Below are 15,516 nucleotides of genomic sequence, written 5' to 3'. Positions count from 1 at the left end.
CGGCCGGGTGCCCGCCACCCAGAGCGCGCGGGCGGCCCGGGCGCCGGGCCAGCGGGCGCGCGCGGCCCCCGCCGCGATCCCGTAGCCGAACCACGCGGCCAGCAGCACCAGCACGATCCGCGCCATCCAGGCCATGGGCGCGTCGCGCACGGCGCGGTCGACACCGAGCTGCGCGGCCGTGAGGTTGTACGCGGGGAAGTACGGGTCGCCCGCGTACTGCGCCGCATGTGAGGCGGCGGATGCCTCGAACGCGCGCCGTGCGGCGTCCCACTGCTCGTACGCCGCATCCGACCCGGTGTCGTGCCACTGCGCTTGCCGCAGGAACATCTCGCGGTAGTCGCCGAGCATCGCGTAGGTGCTCGCCTGGTAGTCGAGGGTGTCGAGGAACGCGACGCGGAGTGCGGGATCGCGCCAGGTCGCGGCATCCGTCGCCTCGATCGCGGCACGCATGCGCTCGACCGCCGCGATCGCGCGTTCGCCGCCCGCGATCGCCTCGTCGAGCTCGTTCCGGCTCACTTCGTAGATCACGTCGAGCACGGCGCTGTCGCCGGTGACGATGTCCCATTCGAAGATCCACATCATCGGCGGCGGCTCGAGCCCGATCGCGAAGACCCGCCGGTCGGCGTAGGGACCGATGTAGAGCCCCTCGGTGATCGCCTCGCGGGAGTCCCCCATCGCCTCGCCGATCGCCCGCACCGTGGCCGGATCGTCGGAGAACCAGCGCCGCGCCCAGTCGGCGGTGATCGCCGCGGGGTCGGCGGCGGGGTCGCGCGCGAGGCGCACGGCGAGCTCGGTGTTGAGCTCGTACAGCTGCCAGAAGCCGGCTTTCAGTTCGAGGGAGAGCGGCCCGGCGCGCCAGGGGCCGCCGTCCTGCGTCCAGGTCCAGATGCCCTCGACGTTCGGGTTGGCCTCGAGGAACGTCTGCAAGGCCTTCTGGGTGAGCACGCCGAGGTCGTTCGGGAAGGCGCCGAAGTTCTCGAACTCGCGCCGGCTCTGGAACTCCACGATGCGGCGCTGGTCGCCGATCTCGAGCGTGTGGTTGAGGGGCAGGTGGCTGTAGAAGTCGCCGAGCGTGTACTTGGTCGAGACGACGAGGTGGTCGGAGTCGATGCCGTCGAGCACCGCCCGATAGGAGTCGTCGTCGGTGTGCATGTCGCCGACGGCGCCGATGCCGACGCTCCAGCTGCGGAAGATCAGCTGCCGATCAACACGCTCGGCCTGCCCCGTGAGGGCGGTGAGCATGGCCCGCACCGACTCGACCGTCGTGACCGCGAGCTCCGAGTAGTAGTCCCAGCCGGGCAGGTCGTAGACGCGGCCGGCCTCGCCGATGCGGATGAGCACGCCGTCGACGTACGGCATGGCCGCGTAGAGCTCGTCGAGGCCCGCAGCGAAGACGTCCCAGAACTCGGGGTCGTCGGTGGCCAGTCCGCCGAACCGCGCCGTCAGGTACTCCTCGAGCGGCGTGGTCAGGGTCAGCATGTCTGTGCGCAGGTAGACGTCGAGCCCCAGGTCGTGCGCGTACGCCCACATCGGCCCGAACGCCTCGCGCATCGCGAGGGCCCGCGCCGCGTGCGGGTCGCCGGTGGCGTAGACGTCGTGACCGTCGCCGACCTCCGAGAAGGTGAGGTACTCCACGAACCCGGGGATGGCGATCGCGTTGTACCCCTCGGCGAGCGCGTGCTGCACGTACGCCTCGAACTCGGTGCGCGCCACTTCGAGCGCCGCCTCGTCGACGTAGGGTGCCTCGGCGAGGATGACGTCGGCGAAGGCCTTGGAGTTGTGCGAGTAGTCGTCGCCCGCCACCCAGGCCGCCTCGTCGGCGGCGACGCCGACCGCGCCGAGGTCGACCATGCGGAGGCCGAGGCGCGACTCGACGGTCTCACCGAGCCGCTCGTCGACCGACCGGCCGTCGCGCACGGCTGCGGCGAGGTCGTAGACGCCGAGCGCGGCGCCGGCCTGCGACGCCGCGACGATGCGGAGCGCGTCGGGCGTGCCCTCGAGGCGGTAGGTCTCGTCGTCGTCGCCGCCCTCGCCCACGACGACGTCGAGCGTCGCGGTGCCGTCGGTCGCGGGGGCGTCGTCGACCGCGTCGGCGAGTTCGGCCACCGCGAGGTCGAGGCGATCGGATGTCGGCGCGGTCACCCGCGAGAATGCCGGCGGCGAGACCGTCGCGACGACGGGCGCCGCACTGAGCAGCTCCGTCGGGATGTCGGCCGGTTCGCTGCGGATGCCGAGCTCGTCGCCCACCACGACCGCCAGGCCCGCGCCGAGTCCGAGCAGGGCCGCCAGCGCGACGCCGACGAGCACCGCCCGTCGGGTTCGCTTCATCACGCCGAGCAGCGTAGCAAGAGTGGGACGTTTGTCCCAGTCCGACATCGAGCGGCAGCCGCGATCCCGCTCCGGCCGTGCCCGCGTTGCTCGTCGAGCGCACCCGGCCGCGGGTCGCTCCGCCGGTGGCCTCCCGCAGGCGGTCGACGCACCATAGGCTGGGACGGTGACCGAACATCGCCGTCTTTCCGCACGCATCGCCGCCATCGCCGAGTCCGCGACCCTCAAGGTCGATGCGAAGGCGAAAGCCCTGCAGGCCGAGGGTCGCCCGGTCATCTCGTATGCGGCGGGCGAACCCGACTTCTCCACCCCGGAGTTCATCGTCGAGGCGGCCCTCGCCGCCACGCGCGACCCCAAGAACTACCGGTACACGCCGGCCGCGGGCCTCCCCGAGCTGCGCGAGGCGATCGCCGCGAAGACGCTGCGCGACTCGGGCCTCGAGGTGAGCCCCGGCCAGGTCGTCGTGACCAACGGCGGCAAGCAGGCCGTGTACCAGGCGTTCCAGGTGCTGCTCGACGAGGGCGACGAGGTGCTCGTGCCCACCCCCTACTGGACGACCTATCCCGAGGCGATCAAGCTCGCCGGCGGCGTGCAGGTCGACGTCTTCGCGGGCGCCGACCAGGGCTACCTCGTGACCGTCGACCAGCTCGAGGCCGCACGCACCGACCGCACGAAGGTGCTGCTCTTCGTCTCCCCGTCGAACCCCACGGGCGCCGTGTACGCACCCGAGCAGGTGCGGGCGATCGGCGAGTGGGCGCTCGAGCACGGCATCTGGGTCGTGTCCGACGAGATCTACCAGAACCTCACGTACGCCGACGACCCCGAGGGTGTCCCGCCGCGCGCGGTCTCCATCGTCGAGGCCGTGCCGGGGCTCGCGAACCAGGCGATCCTCGTGAACGGCGTCGCGAAGACCTATGCGATGACCGGCTGGCGCCTCGGCTGGATGGTCGGCCCCGCCGACGTCATCAAGGGTGCCGCGAACTTGCAGTCGCACCTCACGTCGAACGTCTCGAACATCTCGCAGCGTGCAGCCATCGCGGCCCTCACCGGCCCGCAGGACGCCGTGGAGCAGATGCGCCGCGCCTTCGACCGCCGCCGCCGCCTCATCGTGGGCGAGCTGTCGAAGATCGAGGGCGTGACGGTGCCGGTGCCGCAGGGCGCGTTCTACGTCTACCCCGACGTCACGGGCCTCCTCGGCCGCGACTGGGGCGGCGTCACGCCGACCACCTCCCTCGAGCTCGCCGACCTCATGCTCGAGCAGGCCGAGGTCGCCGCGGTGCCCGGCGAGGCGTTCGGCCCCAGCGGCTACCTGCGCTTCAGTTACGCGCTCGGCGACGAGCCGCTGCTCGAGGGCATCCGGCGCCTGCAGCGGCTCTTCGGCTGAGCCCGGTCGAGGGATGCCGCGCCGGCACGGCGCCATCGTCGCCTGAACGCGAGAACGCCCGTCGTCGGAGTGCGTGGGACACTCCGCCCGACGGGCGTTCGATCGTGCGATCGCGGACGGATCCGCGACCGGGTCAGTGCTTGAAGGCGTCCTTGACGTCTTCTGCGGCGTTCTTCAGGTCGGCCTTGGCCTGGTCGGTCTTGCCCTCGGCGACCTCGCGGTCGTCTCCGGTCATCTTGCCGTGAGCTTCCTTGGCCTTGCCGCCCAGGTCCTCGGCTGCGTTCTCGATACGGTCGTCGACACCCATGGTCGAACTCCTTCCTCGAGCTGGCGGTCTGCCGCGCTCTGCTTCCAGACAACACGGGCGGGGCCGCCTGCGGCAGGGGCTTGTCGTACGGGGTGCGACACGCTAGCGCGCGCGGATGCCGCATCCGATCGCCCGCTCGTCGAGCGCCCGGCGCCGATTCAGTCCAGCGCGGTGCGCGCCTCAGCGGTGATGCCCTCGGCGATGGCATCGAGCAGCGGGGACCCGAGGTTCCACTGCTGCCAGTACAGCGGCACGTCGACGGGCTCGCCGCCGAGGCGCACGAGCTCGCCGCGCTCGAGCTCGGCGGCCGACTGGAACCCCGGCAGCAGGCCCCAGCCGAGGCCGAGCTTGACTGCGGTGGCGAAGTCGTTCGAGGCGGGCACGAAGTGGCGCGCCGGATGCTCGACCACGACGCCCGCGCGCCGGAGGTACTCGTCCTGCAGGTCGTCTCGGCGGTCGAAGTCCACGCGAGGCGCGCGCGCCAGGGCGTCGGGCGTGGCGCCGTCGGGCAGCCAGCGGGCGACGTAGCCCGGGGTCGCCACGGCCTCGTAGCGCATCACCCCGAGAGGACGCGCGAGGCATCCGGCCACCGGGGTCGCCTGCGAGGTGACGGCGCCCATGACCGTGCCCGATTCGAGCAGGGCAGCGGTGAAGTCCTGGTCGTCGCGGTGCAGCTCGAACACCACCCGATGCCGCTCGGCGAGCGCCGCGAGCGCCGGTAGGAACCACGTGCCGAGGGAATCGGCGTTGACCGCGAGCGGCACCGAGGTCGGCCGGGCGGATGCCGCGTCGCCCGCGCCGAACGCGGCGAGTGCGTCGTGCTCGAGCAGCTCGAGCTGCCGGGCGAGCCGCACGACCGCGGCCCCCGCGTCGGTCGTGCGCACGGGCTTGGCGCGCACGAGCAGGACCCGGCCGAGCCGTTGCTCGAGCTGCTTCACGCGCTGCGACACGGCCGACGGCGTGACGAGGAGCTCGCGCGCCGCCGCGTCGAACGTGCCCGCGTCGACCACGGCGAGGAGCGTGCGAGCCAGGTCGAGCGGGATCTCCATGAAGCGATGCTAATGGTCGTGAAGAATCCTGAACTGGATTTCCGTGCGATCCGCTCCTACCGTCGAAGGATGCACCTCTCCTCCCTCCTCGCCGGCCTCGGCCTGGGGTTCTCGCTCATCATCGCCATCGGCGCGCAGAACCTCTTCGTGCTGCGGCAGGGCATCCGCAGGGAGCACGTCTTCGCGGTCGCGGCGATCTGCGCCCTCAGCGACCTCGCGCTCATCATCGTGGGCGTGTCGGGGGTCGGCGCGGTGCTCGAGGCCGTGCCATGGCTCATCGACGTCGTGCGCTGGGCGGGTGCGGCCTTCCTGCTCGGCTACGGCCTGCTCGCGGCGCGCCGGGTGCTGCGTCCGTCGGGCGAGGTGCTCGTGGTGTCCGAGTCGGCGGACGCGGACGGGGCGAACACGACGGCTGCCGCCGGCACCACGACCCTCCTGCGCACCGCGACGCGCACGACGCTCGCCGCCGCGATCGGAACGTGCCTGGCGCTCACGTGGCTGAATCCGCACGTGTACCTCGACACGGTCTTCCTGCTCGGCTCGGTGGCGAACACGCACGGCGACGGACGGTGGGCGTTCGCGGCCGGGGCGGGTGCTGCGAGCATCATCTGGTTCTTCGGGCTCGCGTACGGCTCGCGGCTGCTCGGCGGCGTGCTCGGGAGCCCGCGCGCGTGGCGCATCCTCGACGCGGTCATCGCGGTCGTGATGATCGCCCTCGCCGTCTCCCTCGTGCTGCCGCGCTGAGACCGCCGCGCGCCCGCCGGCGGGCACGCCGGTCTCCGGGGTGGCACTGGACCGCCGACCGCGGTCGAGCCGTACCATGACGCCCATGCGCACAGCGGCTCGTACGGTCGCGGCCACGGCCGCCGCCCTCCTCCTGCCCTCGCTCCTCACCGGCTGCGTCGTCGACGGCGGATGGCTGGGCGGCCCGGCCGCCCCGACGACCTCCACCGAGGCGCCGGCGACGACGGCCACGGCCGCGTCGACACCCGCTCCGGAGCCGCCGGCGACGTGGCCCGTGAACGTGCCGGTCCAGCCCGGCGACTGCGACCCGCAGGCACCCGACGCCCTGCTCGTGACCTTCGTCGTCACCGCGCAGGACCCGTCCGCCCCCATCGAGATCTCGTACCCGGGATTCACGCCCTCGGTCTCCGGCGAGCCGCGCACGATCACGACCACGGGCCCGGTGGTCACCATCCTGGGCAACGACTGCGGCCCCGGCGTCGCGGCCGAACCATGGACGTTCACGGCGACGGGCGAGGTGGGCTACGCCCTCTCGTGCGCCGTCTTCTTCAACGGATTCCCCCTGCGCGCCGACAGCGACTACGTCGAGGGCCCCGCCCGGGCCGCGAGCGTCGACTGCACGGGCCGTCCCGGCATGTGACGCCGACGCGGTTCGCGAAACCTCGTCGCGAGGTGTCGAGAACGCCTTCCCCCGTTCGTCGTGGGTGCATACCGTGTCAACAAGGAAGGACACCACCATGGAATACCTGCTGATCGTCGCCACCGACCCCGAGGCCGAGCCGTTCGTGGCCGAGGAGGACAACGTGGGCGACTGGGTCGACGACCTCGAGGCCCGCGGCATCCGCATCCGGGGCCAGCGGCTGCGGCCGCCGGCGGACGCCACGCTCGTGCGCGTGCGCGACGGCGAGCTGCTCGTCACCGACGGCCCGTTCACGGAGTCGAAGGAGTGGATGGCCGGCTACGACATCCTCGAGGTCGAGAGCCTCGACGAGGCGATCGAGATCGCGTCGCGGCATCCGATGGCCCGCTTCGGCCGTATCGAGCTGCGCCCGGCATGGCCGATGGACGTGCACGAGCCGGGCGCCGAGCGGCACGCGCGCGAGCGTGCCGAGGAGGAGGCCGCGATCGGCCGATGACGGCCACGGCAGCCGACGACGGACGGGACGCCGTCGCCCGCGCCCACCGAGACGAGTGGGCGCGGGTGACGGCGACCCTCATCCGGCAGACGGGCGACTGGACGCTCGCCGAGGAGTGCGCGGCGGAGGCGTTCGCACGCGCCGTGGAGCGCTGGCCGTCGGAGGGCGTGCCCCGCAATCCCGGCGCATGGCTCACGACGGTGGCGAAGCACCTCGCGATCGACCGGCTGCGGCGGCGGGCGAACGAGTCGGCGAAGGTGCGGGAGGCGGCACAGGTGGACGAGGTCGAGCGCGGGCGCAGCGTCGGGCGGCGCGCGGGGGTGCCGCTGCCCGCCCCCGGCGACGACCCCGCCGAGCACGAGTCGGAGCCCGGCGGCGACTGGGGCGACGAGCCCGCCGACGGCGTCGACGACCGGCTGCGCCTCGTGTTCACGTGCTGCCACCCCGCGCTCGCACTCGACGCACGGGTGGCGCTCACCCTGCGCACCCTCGGCGGCCTCACGACGGGCGAGATCGCGCAGGCGTTCCTCGTGCCCGAGCCCACGATGGCGCAGCGCATCGTGCGGGCGAAGCAGCGCATCCGCAACGCGGGCATCCCGTACCGGGTTCCGGATGCCGCGGCGCTACCCGAACGGCTCGGCGGCGTGCTCGCCGTGCTCTACCTCGTCTTCAACGCGGGCTACTCGGCGTCGGGCGGCGACGCCGAGCGGCGCGGGGCGCTCGCCGGCGAGGCGATCCGGCTCACGCGGCTCGTGGTGCGGCTGATGCCCGACGAGGACGAGGCGGCGTCGCTGCTCGCCCTCATGCTGCTGCAGGACTCGCGGCGCCGCGCCCGCTTCGACGACGCCGGCGAGCTCGTGCTGCTCGATGCGCAGGACCGCACCCGGTGGGACGCCGGCGAGATCGCGTCGGGCGTCGCGGTGCTGCGCGCGCTCGCACGCCGGCCCGGCGGCATCCGCGGGCCCTACCGGTTGCAGGCGGAGATCGCCGCCAGCCACGCGACCGCGCCCACGGCCGACGCGACCGACTTCGACCGCATCGCCGGGCTCTACGACGAGCTCGCGGGCATCGACCCCTCCCCCGTGGTCGCGCTCAACCGCGCCCTCGCGCACGGGTTCGCGGGGCGGCCGCAGGCGGGGCTCGACGAGCTCGACCGGCTCGCGGCATCCGGTGCCCTCGATCGCTACCACCTGCTGCCCGCGGCGCAGGGCGAGCTGCTCGCCCGGCTCGGTCGGCCGGAGGCCGCGGCCGAGCGCCTGCGTGCGGCACTCGCGCTCGCACCGAGCGAGGCCGAGCGGCGCCAGCTGCGGCGTCGCGTCGACGAGCTCGACGCGGCGCACTGACGAGCGGGGGCGATCGGCGGGGACACCGCGCGGTCTGGAGGCCGCCGCATCCATCGACCGGTGGATGCCGCAATCGACCGCACGGGGGCTGCCGCCGAACGCCGCGACCGGGCAGGCTCGAATCATGCACACGACGACGACTGACGACACGCCTGCCGCGGTGCGGATCCGGGGGCTCCGCAAGGTCTACGGCGGGGCCGTCGCCGTCGACGGGATCGACCTCGACATCGCCCGCGGCGAGACGTTCGCCCTGCTCGGTCCGAACGGCGCCGGCAAGTCGACGACGATCGAGATCCTCGAGGGCTACCGCCTGCGCACGTCGGGCGAGGTGAGCGTGCTCGGGGTCGACCCGGCGCACGGCGGCCTCGACTGGAAGGGGCGGCTCGGCATCGTGCTGCAGTCGGCCGCGGAGAGCGGCCTCTACACGGTGCGCGAGCAGCTGGCGCACTTCGCGAAGCTGTACCCGAGCCCGCGCGACGTCGACGAGGTCATCGCGGCCGTCGGGCTGGAATCGAAGGCGGGCACGCGCATCGGCAGGCTGTCGGGCGGCCAGCGTCGCCGCGTGGATGTCGCGCTCGGCATCATCGGCCGCCCCGAGCTGCTCTTCCTCGACGAGCCGACCACCGGCTTCGACCCGGAGGCGCGGCGCGAGTTCTGGAGCCTCATCCGCACGCTCAAGGACGAGGGCACGACGATCCTCCTCACCACGCACTACCTCGACGAGGCGGCGCAGCTCGGCGACCGCGCGGGCGTCATCCTCGGCGGGCGGCTCGTGGACGTCGGCACCGTGGAGGAGCTCGGCGGCGCCGAGGCGCGCGTGCCGATCGTGCGCTGGCGCGACCCCGACGGCGGGCCGCGCGAGGTGCGCACGGCCCGTCCGGCGGAGCTCGTGGCCTCGCTCGTCGCCCGGCTCGGCGGCGAGCCCGCCGGGCTCGAGGTCATCCGGCCGAGCCTGGAGGACATCTACCTGCAGCTGGTGCGCGCGGCCGGGGTCGACGCGCTCGACATCGAGGAGGCGGCCGCATGAGCGCCACGACCGGAACCGGAGCGGGCGTCGGCACGCGCGCCCCGATGAGCGCGGCGAGCGGGCCGGGCGCGCGGCGCGGCGTCCTCGCCGTCGGCGCGTCGCGCATCGGGTACGAGGTGAAGGGCTACTTCCGCTCACCCGATGCGGTGTTCTTCACGTTCCTCTTCCCGCTCATCATGCTCGGCATCTTCACCGCCGCGTTCAGCGCCTCGGGCGACATCTCGGCCGGGCCCGGGACCGAGTCGATCTCGGTCGGCGCCTACTACCTGCCCGGCATGCTCGCGGCCGGCATGCTGCTCTCGGGTGTGCAGAACCTCGCGGTCGACATCGCCACCGAGAAGGGCGACGGCACCCTCAAGCGCCTGGGCGGCACGCCGCTCTCGCCCGTGTCGTACTTCCTCGGCAAGATCGGCCACGTCTTCGTCACGGGCGTGCTGCAGGCGGCCCTGCTGCTGCTCGTCGCCGCGACGGTCTTCGGCATCGCGCTGCCGACCGAGCCGCAGGCCTGGGGCACGTTCGCGTGGGTGTTCGTGCTCGGGGTCGGCACCTCGGCGCTGCTCGGCATCGCGCTGTCGTCGGTGCCGCGCAGCGGCAAGAGCGCGACCGCGGTCGTCATCCCCATCGTGCTCGTGCTGCAGTTCATCTCGGGCGTCTACATCCAGTTCTCGCAGCTGCCCGAGTGGATGCAGAACATCGCGAGCGTCTTCCCGCTCAAGTGGATGGCGCAGGGCATGCGCGCGGCGTTCCTGCCCGACGACTTCAAGGTCATGGAGCAGAACCAGGAGTGGGACCTCGGCTGGGTCGCGGTCGCCCTGCTCGCCTGGCTCGTGATCGGCCTCGTCGTGAGCCGCCTCACGTTCCGCTGGAACCGGCGCGACGCGTAGGGCGCTCGGTCTCGAACCGATCGGGTGCGAGGCGACCCGTGCGTGAGAAGGTGACCTCATGGTGAACCGGCGATGGTGGGATGTCGCGGCGCTGGCCGTCGCCGCGGTGCTGGTGACGCTCACGCTCCTCGACCCGCCGGTCGGGGCCGATGACGTGGGCGTCTGGGCGGCGACGGGCGCCTTCCTCATCGTCTACGTCGCCTACGCCCGGTGGCACCTCGATGACCCGCCCATGGGCCACCACATCGCGATCTCGTTGCTCTTCGCGGCGATCCTCGCGGTGGGGACGTCGTTCGAGCCGTCGTTCGCGATCCTGCAGGCCTTCGTCTACCCGTTCGTCTGGACGACGGCGCCGACGCTGCGCAGCGCGCTGGCCGCGAACTTCGCGATCGCCGCCGCGCTCGTCGCGGGCTACGCCGCGCACTACGGCCCGGCGGGCATCGTCTCGGGGTTCTCGGTCGCCCTGCTCTCGTGCGGCTTCAGCATCGCGCTCGGACTCTGGATCACCCGCATCGCCGCGTACGGACAGGAGCGCGCCCGCCTCCTCGACGAGCTGCAGGCCGCGCAGGGCCAGCTCGCGGCGATGCACCGCGATGCGGGGATCGCCGACGAGCGCGGCCGGCTCGCCCGTGAGATCCACGACACGATCGCGCAGAGCCTCACGGGGCTCGTGATGGTGGCGCAGCGCGCCGACAACCGGCTGGCGTCGGTCGCCGGCGACGCCGCGGCATCCGCTCGAGGCGATGTGCAGCTCATCGAGGAGATGGCCCGCGACGCGCTCACCGAGGCGCGCGGGCTCGTCGCGTCCCTCGCGCCCGTCGACGCCGAGGCGGGCCTGCCCGACGCGCTGCGGCGGCTCGCCGCGGGCTTCGAACGCGAGACGGGCGTGGCGGTCGCGGTGTCGGCGGATGCCGCGGCGCCGGGCCGCGAGCTCGAGGTCGTGCTGCTCCGCTGCGCGCAGGAGGGCCTCGCCAACGTGCGCAAGCACGCCCGCGCGACCCACGCCGAGGTGCGGGTGGAGTCGGACCCGTCGCAGGTCGTGCTCACCGTGCGCGACGACGGCGTGGGCCCCGGCGACGCGGTGCCCGGCGAGGGTGGATTCGGCCTGGCCGGCATGCGCGATCGGGTGGCGCTCGTGGGCGGCGAGTTCTCGTTCGGCGCCGGCGCGTCGGGCGGCACCGAGCTGCGCGTCGCGGTGCCGCTCGCGGACGCAGCCCCCGACGCCACGGCCGCGACGTCGACGGCCCCGGCGACGACGGCCGCGCCGCCGAGCGAGGAGGCTCGCGCATGAGCCGCGACATCCGCGTCGTCGTCGCCGACGACCACCCGATCGTGCGCGCCGGCATCGTCGGGCTGCTCGAGTCGGCGCCGGGCATCGCGGTCGTGGGCGAGGCCGCCGACGGCGCCGCGGCCGTCGAGCTCGCCGCCGCCGAACGCCCCGACCTCGTGCTCATGGACCTGCGGATGCCGGGCCTCGACGGCGCCGCGGCGACCGCGCGCATCGTGGCGGCGGGCGACGGCACGCGCGTGCTCGTGCTCACGACCTACGAGACCGACGACCACATCCTCGCGGCGATCGAGGCGGGCGCGAGCGGCTACCTGCTCAAGGCGGCGCCGCAGGAGGAGATCCTCGCCGGCATCCGCGCGGTTGCGGCGGGCGAGACGGTGCTCGCGCCGTCGATCGCGGCGAAGCTCGTGCTGCGGGTGCGTGCGGATGCGGCATCCGCCCCGCCGCCGTCGCTGTCGCCGCGCGAGCTCGACGTGCTGCGGCTCGTCGCCGAGGGACGTTCGAACCCCGAGATCGCGCGCGCGCTCGTGATCGGCGAGGCGACGGTGAAGACGCACCTCGTGCACGTCTTCGAGAAGCTCGAGGTGGGCGACCGCACGCGCGCCGTCACCCGGGCGATGGAGCTCGGGCTGCTCTGAACCCGATGCGCGCCGGCGCGGCCGGGCGCGGCCCGGCGCAGCCCCGGCGTCAGCCCGTGTTCTGCAGGCCCGCGGCGATGCCGTTCACGGCGAGGAGCAGCAGGCGGTGGTGCTCGTCGGCGGGGTCGACGCTGTGCTCGGCGCGCACCGCACGAAGTGCGCGCAGCTGCAGCAGCGAGAGCGCGTCGACGTACGGGCTGCGCAGGTGCACCGCACGACGCAGCACCGGGCGTTCGGCGAGCAGCTCGTCGTGACCGCTCGTGCGGAGCACCCAGTCGCGTGTGAGCTCCATCTCGTCGAGGACGAGCGCCGCGAGGTCGTCGCGGTCGCCGAGGCCGAGGTAGCGCTCAGCGAGGCGGCGATCGGTCTTCGCGAGCGACATCTGCACGTTGTCGATCATCGAGCGGAAGAGCGGCCAGCGCACGTACGCGTCGCGCAGGAGCGCCTCGTCGCCGACCGCGGCGAGCGCGCTGCCGAGCCCGAACCAGCCCGTGAGGTTGATGCGGGCCTGCGTCCAGGCGAAGACCCACGGGATGGCGCGGAGGTCCTCGAGGGACTCGACCGAGAGCCCGCGACGGGCCGGACGTGAGCCGAGCGCGAGCAGGCCCACCTCCTCCATCGGGGTCACCTGCGCGAACCACGGCGCGAAGCCCTCGGCCTTCACGAGCTCGAAGAACCGCGCACGCGACGCACGGTCGAGCTCTGCCGCGAGCGGAGCGAACTCGACGATGGCCGCGGCGTTGACGGCCTCGTTCGACGGGCTCGATGCGAGCAGGGTCGCGGCCGCCATCTGCTCGAGGTGGCGTGCGGCGATCGCCCGGTCGCCGTAGTGGGCGAAGATCACCTCGCCCTGCTCGGTGAGCTTGAAGCGGCCCTGCACCGACCCGGGCGGCTGCGCCCGCACGGCCTCGTTCGCGGGCCCGCCGCCGCGGCCGAGCGCGCCGCCGCGGCCGTGGAAGAGCGTGAGCTCGATGTCGTTGCGCGCGGCCCACGCGGCGATGCGCGCCTGGGCGTCGTTGAGCGCCAGGGTGGCCGAGACCGGCCCGACGTCCTTCGAGGAGTCGGAGTAGCCGAGCATGACCTCGAGCTTGCGTCCCGTGGCGTCGAGTCGCGCCTGCACCTGCGGGAGGGCGATCATGGCCTCGAGGATCTCGGTGCTCGCGTCGAGGTCGGCGAAGGTCTCGAACAGCGGGATCACGTCGAGCACGGGCGCCTCGTCGGCGCCGCCGAGCGCGGCCTCGGCGAGCGCGTAGACGGTGGCGATGTCCTCGGCCGACTGGGTGAAGGACACGATGTACCGTCGCGCCGCCTCGAGCCCGTAGCGGCGCTGCAGCTGTGCGATGGTGCGGAAGACGTCGAGCACCTCGAGGGTCATCTCCTCGGCGGGGGCGCCGGGGCTGCTCGCGCGCACGTCGGCCAGGGCGGCGCGGTGCACCTTCGAGTGCTGGCGCACCTCGAGCGCCGCGAGGTGGAAGCCGAAGGTCTCGACCTGCCAGATGAGGTGCTGCAGCTCGCCGTTCGCGCTGCGGTTCGCGCCCGCCGCGGCGAGCGACGCCTGGATGGTGCGCAGGTCGGCGAGGAGCTCCTCGGGGTTGGCGTAGGCGAGGTCCGCGTCGCGGGTGCGCGTCGCGGCGATGCGCTCCGCGACGACGAGCAGCACGCGGCGGTGGGGCTCCCCCGGCGCACGCTTGCCGATCCTCGAGGTGAGCTCGTCGGCGACCGCCTCCTGGCGACGGGCGAGGGCCAGCAGGGCGGCATCCGGCGGCGTGTCGGCCGCATCGAGCGTGAGGGCACGGCCGATGCGGGCCGCCGCGCGCTCGAGTCCCAGCAGCGCGTGCTCGGAGGCGATCGCCGCAGCGGCTTTCGTCGTGGCGGCGGTCACGAAGGGGTTGCCGTCGCGGTCGGCCGCGATCCAGCTGCCGACGCGGATGAACGGAGTGGCCTGCACGGGCACCGCTCCGGCGCCGTCGCCCGCGAGCGCGTCGTCGAGCAGCCGGTACACCCGCGGCACGACCTCGAACAGGGTCTGGTCGAAGATGTTCATGACGGTGCGCACCTCGTCGAGCGGGGTGGGCCGGGTCGTGCGCAGCGGCGACGTGCGCCAGAGCACGTCGATCTCCTCGAGCAGGCGCCGCTCGACCTCCGCCTTCGCCGTCGTGCCCGGCACGCTCAGGTGCAGCTCTGACAGCCGTTCCGCCACGCGGCGGATCGAGGAGGCGACGGCGCGACGGCGGGCCTCGGTGGGGTGCGCCGTGAAGACGGGGTGGAAGCGCAGCTCGGCGAGCCGTCGCCGCGCCTCTTCGGCGCCGACCTCGGCGGTGAGCTGCGCGAGCGCCGCGGGGATCGAGTCGGCCGGCCCCTCGTGGCCCGCCCCGCGCTCCCGCAGCACGCGCACCCGGTGGTGCTCCTCGGCGAGGTTCGCGAGGTGGAAGTAGACGGTGAACGCGCGGGCGACCTGCTCGGCCCGCTCGGGCGGCAGGCCCTCGACGAAGCGCTCCGCCTCCTCGAGCGATCCCGTGTCGCCGCGCTCGAACGCGTCGATCGCGAGCGCCCGCAGCCGCTCGACGTCGTCGAGGAGGTCGTCGCCCCCGGCCTCGCGGAGCACGCGACCCAGCAGTCCGCCGAGCTGGCTCACGTCGGCGCGCAGCGCGCGGTCGACCTCCTCGCTCACGCGGTCGCGGCCGCCGCCGGGTGTCGTCGTCGTGGTACTCATCCCGGCGAGGCTACCGCTGGAACGTGACCGCGACGTTTCATGTTTCGCCGGATGCCACGCGGCGGGCTCCCCGGGCCACCCGTCGTGCGCGGCCTAGGCTGGGCTGGTGGCCCTGACCAGCACCGTTCGCGTCGCCGTGCGCCGTGCCCGGCTGCTGCCGTCGTGGGTGCTGCGAACGGATGCCGCGGCCGCCCGCGTCGTGAACCGCCGCCACACGCATCCGCTCGTCGACCGGTTCTGGTCGCGCGTCACGGGCTTCGCCGATCGCGGCGTGCTGTGGTTCACCGCGGCCGGGGTGCTCGCCGTCGTCGGACGCCGCCGTGCGGCCGCCCGCGGCATCCTCTCGCTGCTCGCCGCGAGCGCGCTCACGAACCTCATCGCCAAGCGCGTGTTCGGGGGCGACCGGCCGCTGCTCGCCGACATCCCCGTGGGGCGGCGCCTGCCCAGGCAGCCCTCGAGCCGCACGTTCCCGTCGGGGCACTCGGCGAGCGCCGCCGCGTTCACCGCCGGCGTGGCGCTCGAGTCGCCGGGCATCGGCGCCGCGCTCGCGCCCGTCGCGCTCGGAGTGGGCTACTCGCGCCTGCACGTCGGCGCGCACTGGCTGTCCGACGTGGTGGGCGGTCTCGCCCTCGGCGCGGGCGTCGCGGCGCTCGGCGCGGTCGTGGCGCGCCCCCG

At 73.8% G+C, this 15,516-nt stretch carries 14 protein-coding genes; 10 read left to right on the top strand and 4 right to left on the bottom strand.

Annotation, left to right across the window (positions count from 1 at the left end):
• On the bottom strand, positions 1-2,328 hold a 2,328-nt coding region (locus EDM22_RS18405), incomplete at its 3' end, for a hypothetical protein (protein ID WP_122938541.1).
• A gap of 166 nt (positions 2,329-2,494) precedes the next feature.
• On the opposite strand from EDM22_RS18405, the gene EDM22_RS18400 reads away from it, so the two are divergent.
• Positions 2,495-3,712, top strand: a complete 1,218-nt coding sequence (locus EDM22_RS18400; protein ID WP_122938540.1) for a pyridoxal phosphate-dependent aminotransferase — start codon at positions 2,495-2,497, stop codon at positions 3,710-3,712.
• Between the two features lie 133 nt (positions 3,713-3,845).
• Here the strand turns inward: EDM22_RS18400 and EDM22_RS18395 are convergent, their stop codons facing one another.
• Together EDM22_RS18395 and EDM22_RS18390 are read right to left on the bottom strand one after the other, a co-directional pair.
• Positions 3,846-4,019, bottom strand: coding sequence for a CsbD family protein (locus EDM22_RS18395; RefSeq protein ID WP_122938539.1), 174 nt, complete (start codon positions 4,017-4,019; stop codon positions 3,846-3,848).
• A gap of 158 nt (positions 4,020-4,177) precedes the next feature.
• The gene (locus tag EDM22_RS18390; protein ID WP_122938538.1) at positions 4,178-5,068 is read right to left on the bottom strand and encodes a LysR family transcriptional regulator ArgP; all 891 of its coding nucleotides are present in this window, start codon (positions 5,066-5,068) and stop codon (positions 4,178-4,180) included.
• Between the two features lie 69 nt (positions 5,069-5,137).
• Between EDM22_RS18390 and EDM22_RS18385 the strand changes: the two genes are divergently transcribed.
• The 8 genes from EDM22_RS18385 to EDM22_RS18350 all read left to right on the top strand — a co-directional run bounded on the left by EDM22_RS18385 (position 5,138) and on the right by EDM22_RS18350 (position 12,128).
• On the top strand, positions 5,138-5,812 hold the full coding sequence (locus tag EDM22_RS18385) for a LysE/ArgO family amino acid transporter (RefSeq protein WP_122938537.1): 675 nt from the start codon (positions 5,138-5,140) through the stop codon (positions 5,810-5,812).
• 85 nt (positions 5,813-5,897) lie between these two features.
• Positions 5,898-6,452, top strand: coding sequence for a hypothetical protein (locus tag EDM22_RS18380; RefSeq protein WP_138708136.1), 555 nt, complete (start codon positions 5,898-5,900; stop codon positions 6,450-6,452).
• 97 nt (positions 6,453-6,549) lie between these two features.
• A complete protein-coding gene (locus EDM22_RS18375; RefSeq protein ID WP_122938535.1) occupies positions 6,550-6,948 on the top strand; it encodes a YciI family protein in 399 nt (132 codons plus the stop codon).
• Positions 6,945-8,291, top strand: coding sequence for an RNA polymerase sigma factor (locus EDM22_RS18370; RefSeq protein ID WP_122938534.1), 1,347 nt, complete (start codon positions 6,945-6,947; stop codon positions 8,289-8,291). Before EDM22_RS18375 ends, EDM22_RS18370 begins: the two co-directional genes overlap by 4 nt.
• Positions 8,292-8,415: 124 nt before the next feature.
• The gene (locus tag EDM22_RS18365; protein ID WP_122938544.1) at positions 8,416-9,318 is read left to right on the top strand and encodes an ABC transporter ATP-binding protein; all 903 of its coding nucleotides are present in this window, start codon (positions 8,416-8,418) and stop codon (positions 9,316-9,318) included.
• Positions 9,315-10,202, top strand: a complete 888-nt coding sequence (locus EDM22_RS18360) for an ABC transporter permease (protein ID WP_376917753.1) — start codon at positions 9,315-9,317, stop codon at positions 10,200-10,202. Before EDM22_RS18365 ends, EDM22_RS18360 begins: the two co-directional genes overlap by 4 nt.
• Before the next feature lie 58 nt (positions 10,203-10,260).
• A complete protein-coding gene (locus tag EDM22_RS18355) occupies positions 10,261-11,493 on the top strand; it encodes a sensor histidine kinase (protein WP_122938533.1) in 1,233 nt (410 codons plus the stop codon).
• Positions 11,490-12,128 carry a response regulator gene (locus tag EDM22_RS18350; RefSeq protein ID WP_122938532.1) on the top strand — a complete coding sequence of 213 codons (639 nt, stop codon included), beginning with the start codon at positions 11,490-11,492 and terminating at the stop codon, positions 12,126-12,128. The genes EDM22_RS18355 and EDM22_RS18350 overlap by 4 nt, the downstream gene beginning before the upstream one ends.
• A 49-nt stretch (positions 12,129-12,177) precedes the next feature.
• On the opposite strand, the gene EDM22_RS18345 is transcribed toward EDM22_RS18350, so the two are convergent.
• Positions 12,178-14,841: a phosphoenolpyruvate carboxylase gene (locus EDM22_RS18345; RefSeq protein WP_122938531.1), complete on the bottom strand. Its 2,664-nt coding sequence runs from the start codon at positions 14,839-14,841 to the stop codon at positions 12,178-12,180.
• A gap of 106 nt (positions 14,842-14,947) precedes the next feature.
• On the opposite strand from EDM22_RS18345, the gene EDM22_RS18340 reads away from it, so the two are divergent.
• On the top strand, positions 14,948-15,516 hold a 569-nt coding region (locus tag EDM22_RS18340), incomplete at its 3' end, for a phosphatase PAP2 family protein (RefSeq protein WP_245989540.1).

It is taken from the genome of Agromyces tardus (assembly GCF_003710805.1).
GTDB classification, from domain to species: Bacteria; Actinomycetota; Actinomycetes; order Actinomycetales; family Microbacteriaceae; genus Agromyces; species Agromyces tardus.
Note: the sequence above shows the minus strand (reverse complement) of the source record. Positions and strands in the feature narration are given on the sequence as shown.

Coding starts and splice junctions, on each gene's coding strand:
- EDM22_RS18395 (WP_122938539.1), bottom strand. CDS start 4,019: ATGGGTGTCGACGACCGTATCGAGAACGCAGCCGAGGACCTGGGCGGC.
- EDM22_RS18390 (WP_122938538.1), bottom strand. CDS start 5,068: ATGGAGATCCCGCTCGACCTGGCTCGCACGCTCCTCGCCGTGGTCGAC.
- EDM22_RS18385 (WP_122938537.1), top strand. CDS start 5,138: ATGCACCTCTCCTCCCTCCTCGCCGGCCTCGGCCTGGGGTTCTCGCTC.
- EDM22_RS18380 (WP_138708136.1), top strand. CDS start 5,898: ATGCGCACAGCGGCTCGTACGGTCGCGGCCACGGCCGCCGCCCTCCTC.
- EDM22_RS18375 (WP_122938535.1), top strand. CDS start 6,550: ATGGAATACCTGCTGATCGTCGCCACCGACCCCGAGGCCGAGCCGTTC.
- EDM22_RS18370 (WP_122938534.1), top strand. CDS start 6,945: ATGACGGCCACGGCAGCCGACGACGGACGGGACGCCGTCGCCCGCGCC.
- EDM22_RS18365 (WP_122938544.1), top strand. CDS start 8,416: ATGCACACGACGACGACTGACGACACGCCTGCCGCGGTGCGGATCCGG.
- EDM22_RS18360 (WP_376917753.1), top strand. CDS start 9,315: ATGAGCGCCACGACCGGAACCGGAGCGGGCGTCGGCACGCGCGCCCCG.
- EDM22_RS18355 (WP_122938533.1), top strand. CDS start 10,261: ATGGTGAACCGGCGATGGTGGGATGTCGCGGCGCTGGCCGTCGCCGCG.
- EDM22_RS18350 (WP_122938532.1), top strand. CDS start 11,490: ATGAGCCGCGACATCCGCGTCGTCGTCGCCGACGACCACCCGATCGTG.
- EDM22_RS18345 (WP_122938531.1), bottom strand. CDS start 14,841: ATGAGTACCACGACGACGACACCCGGCGGCGGCCGCGACCGCGTGAGC.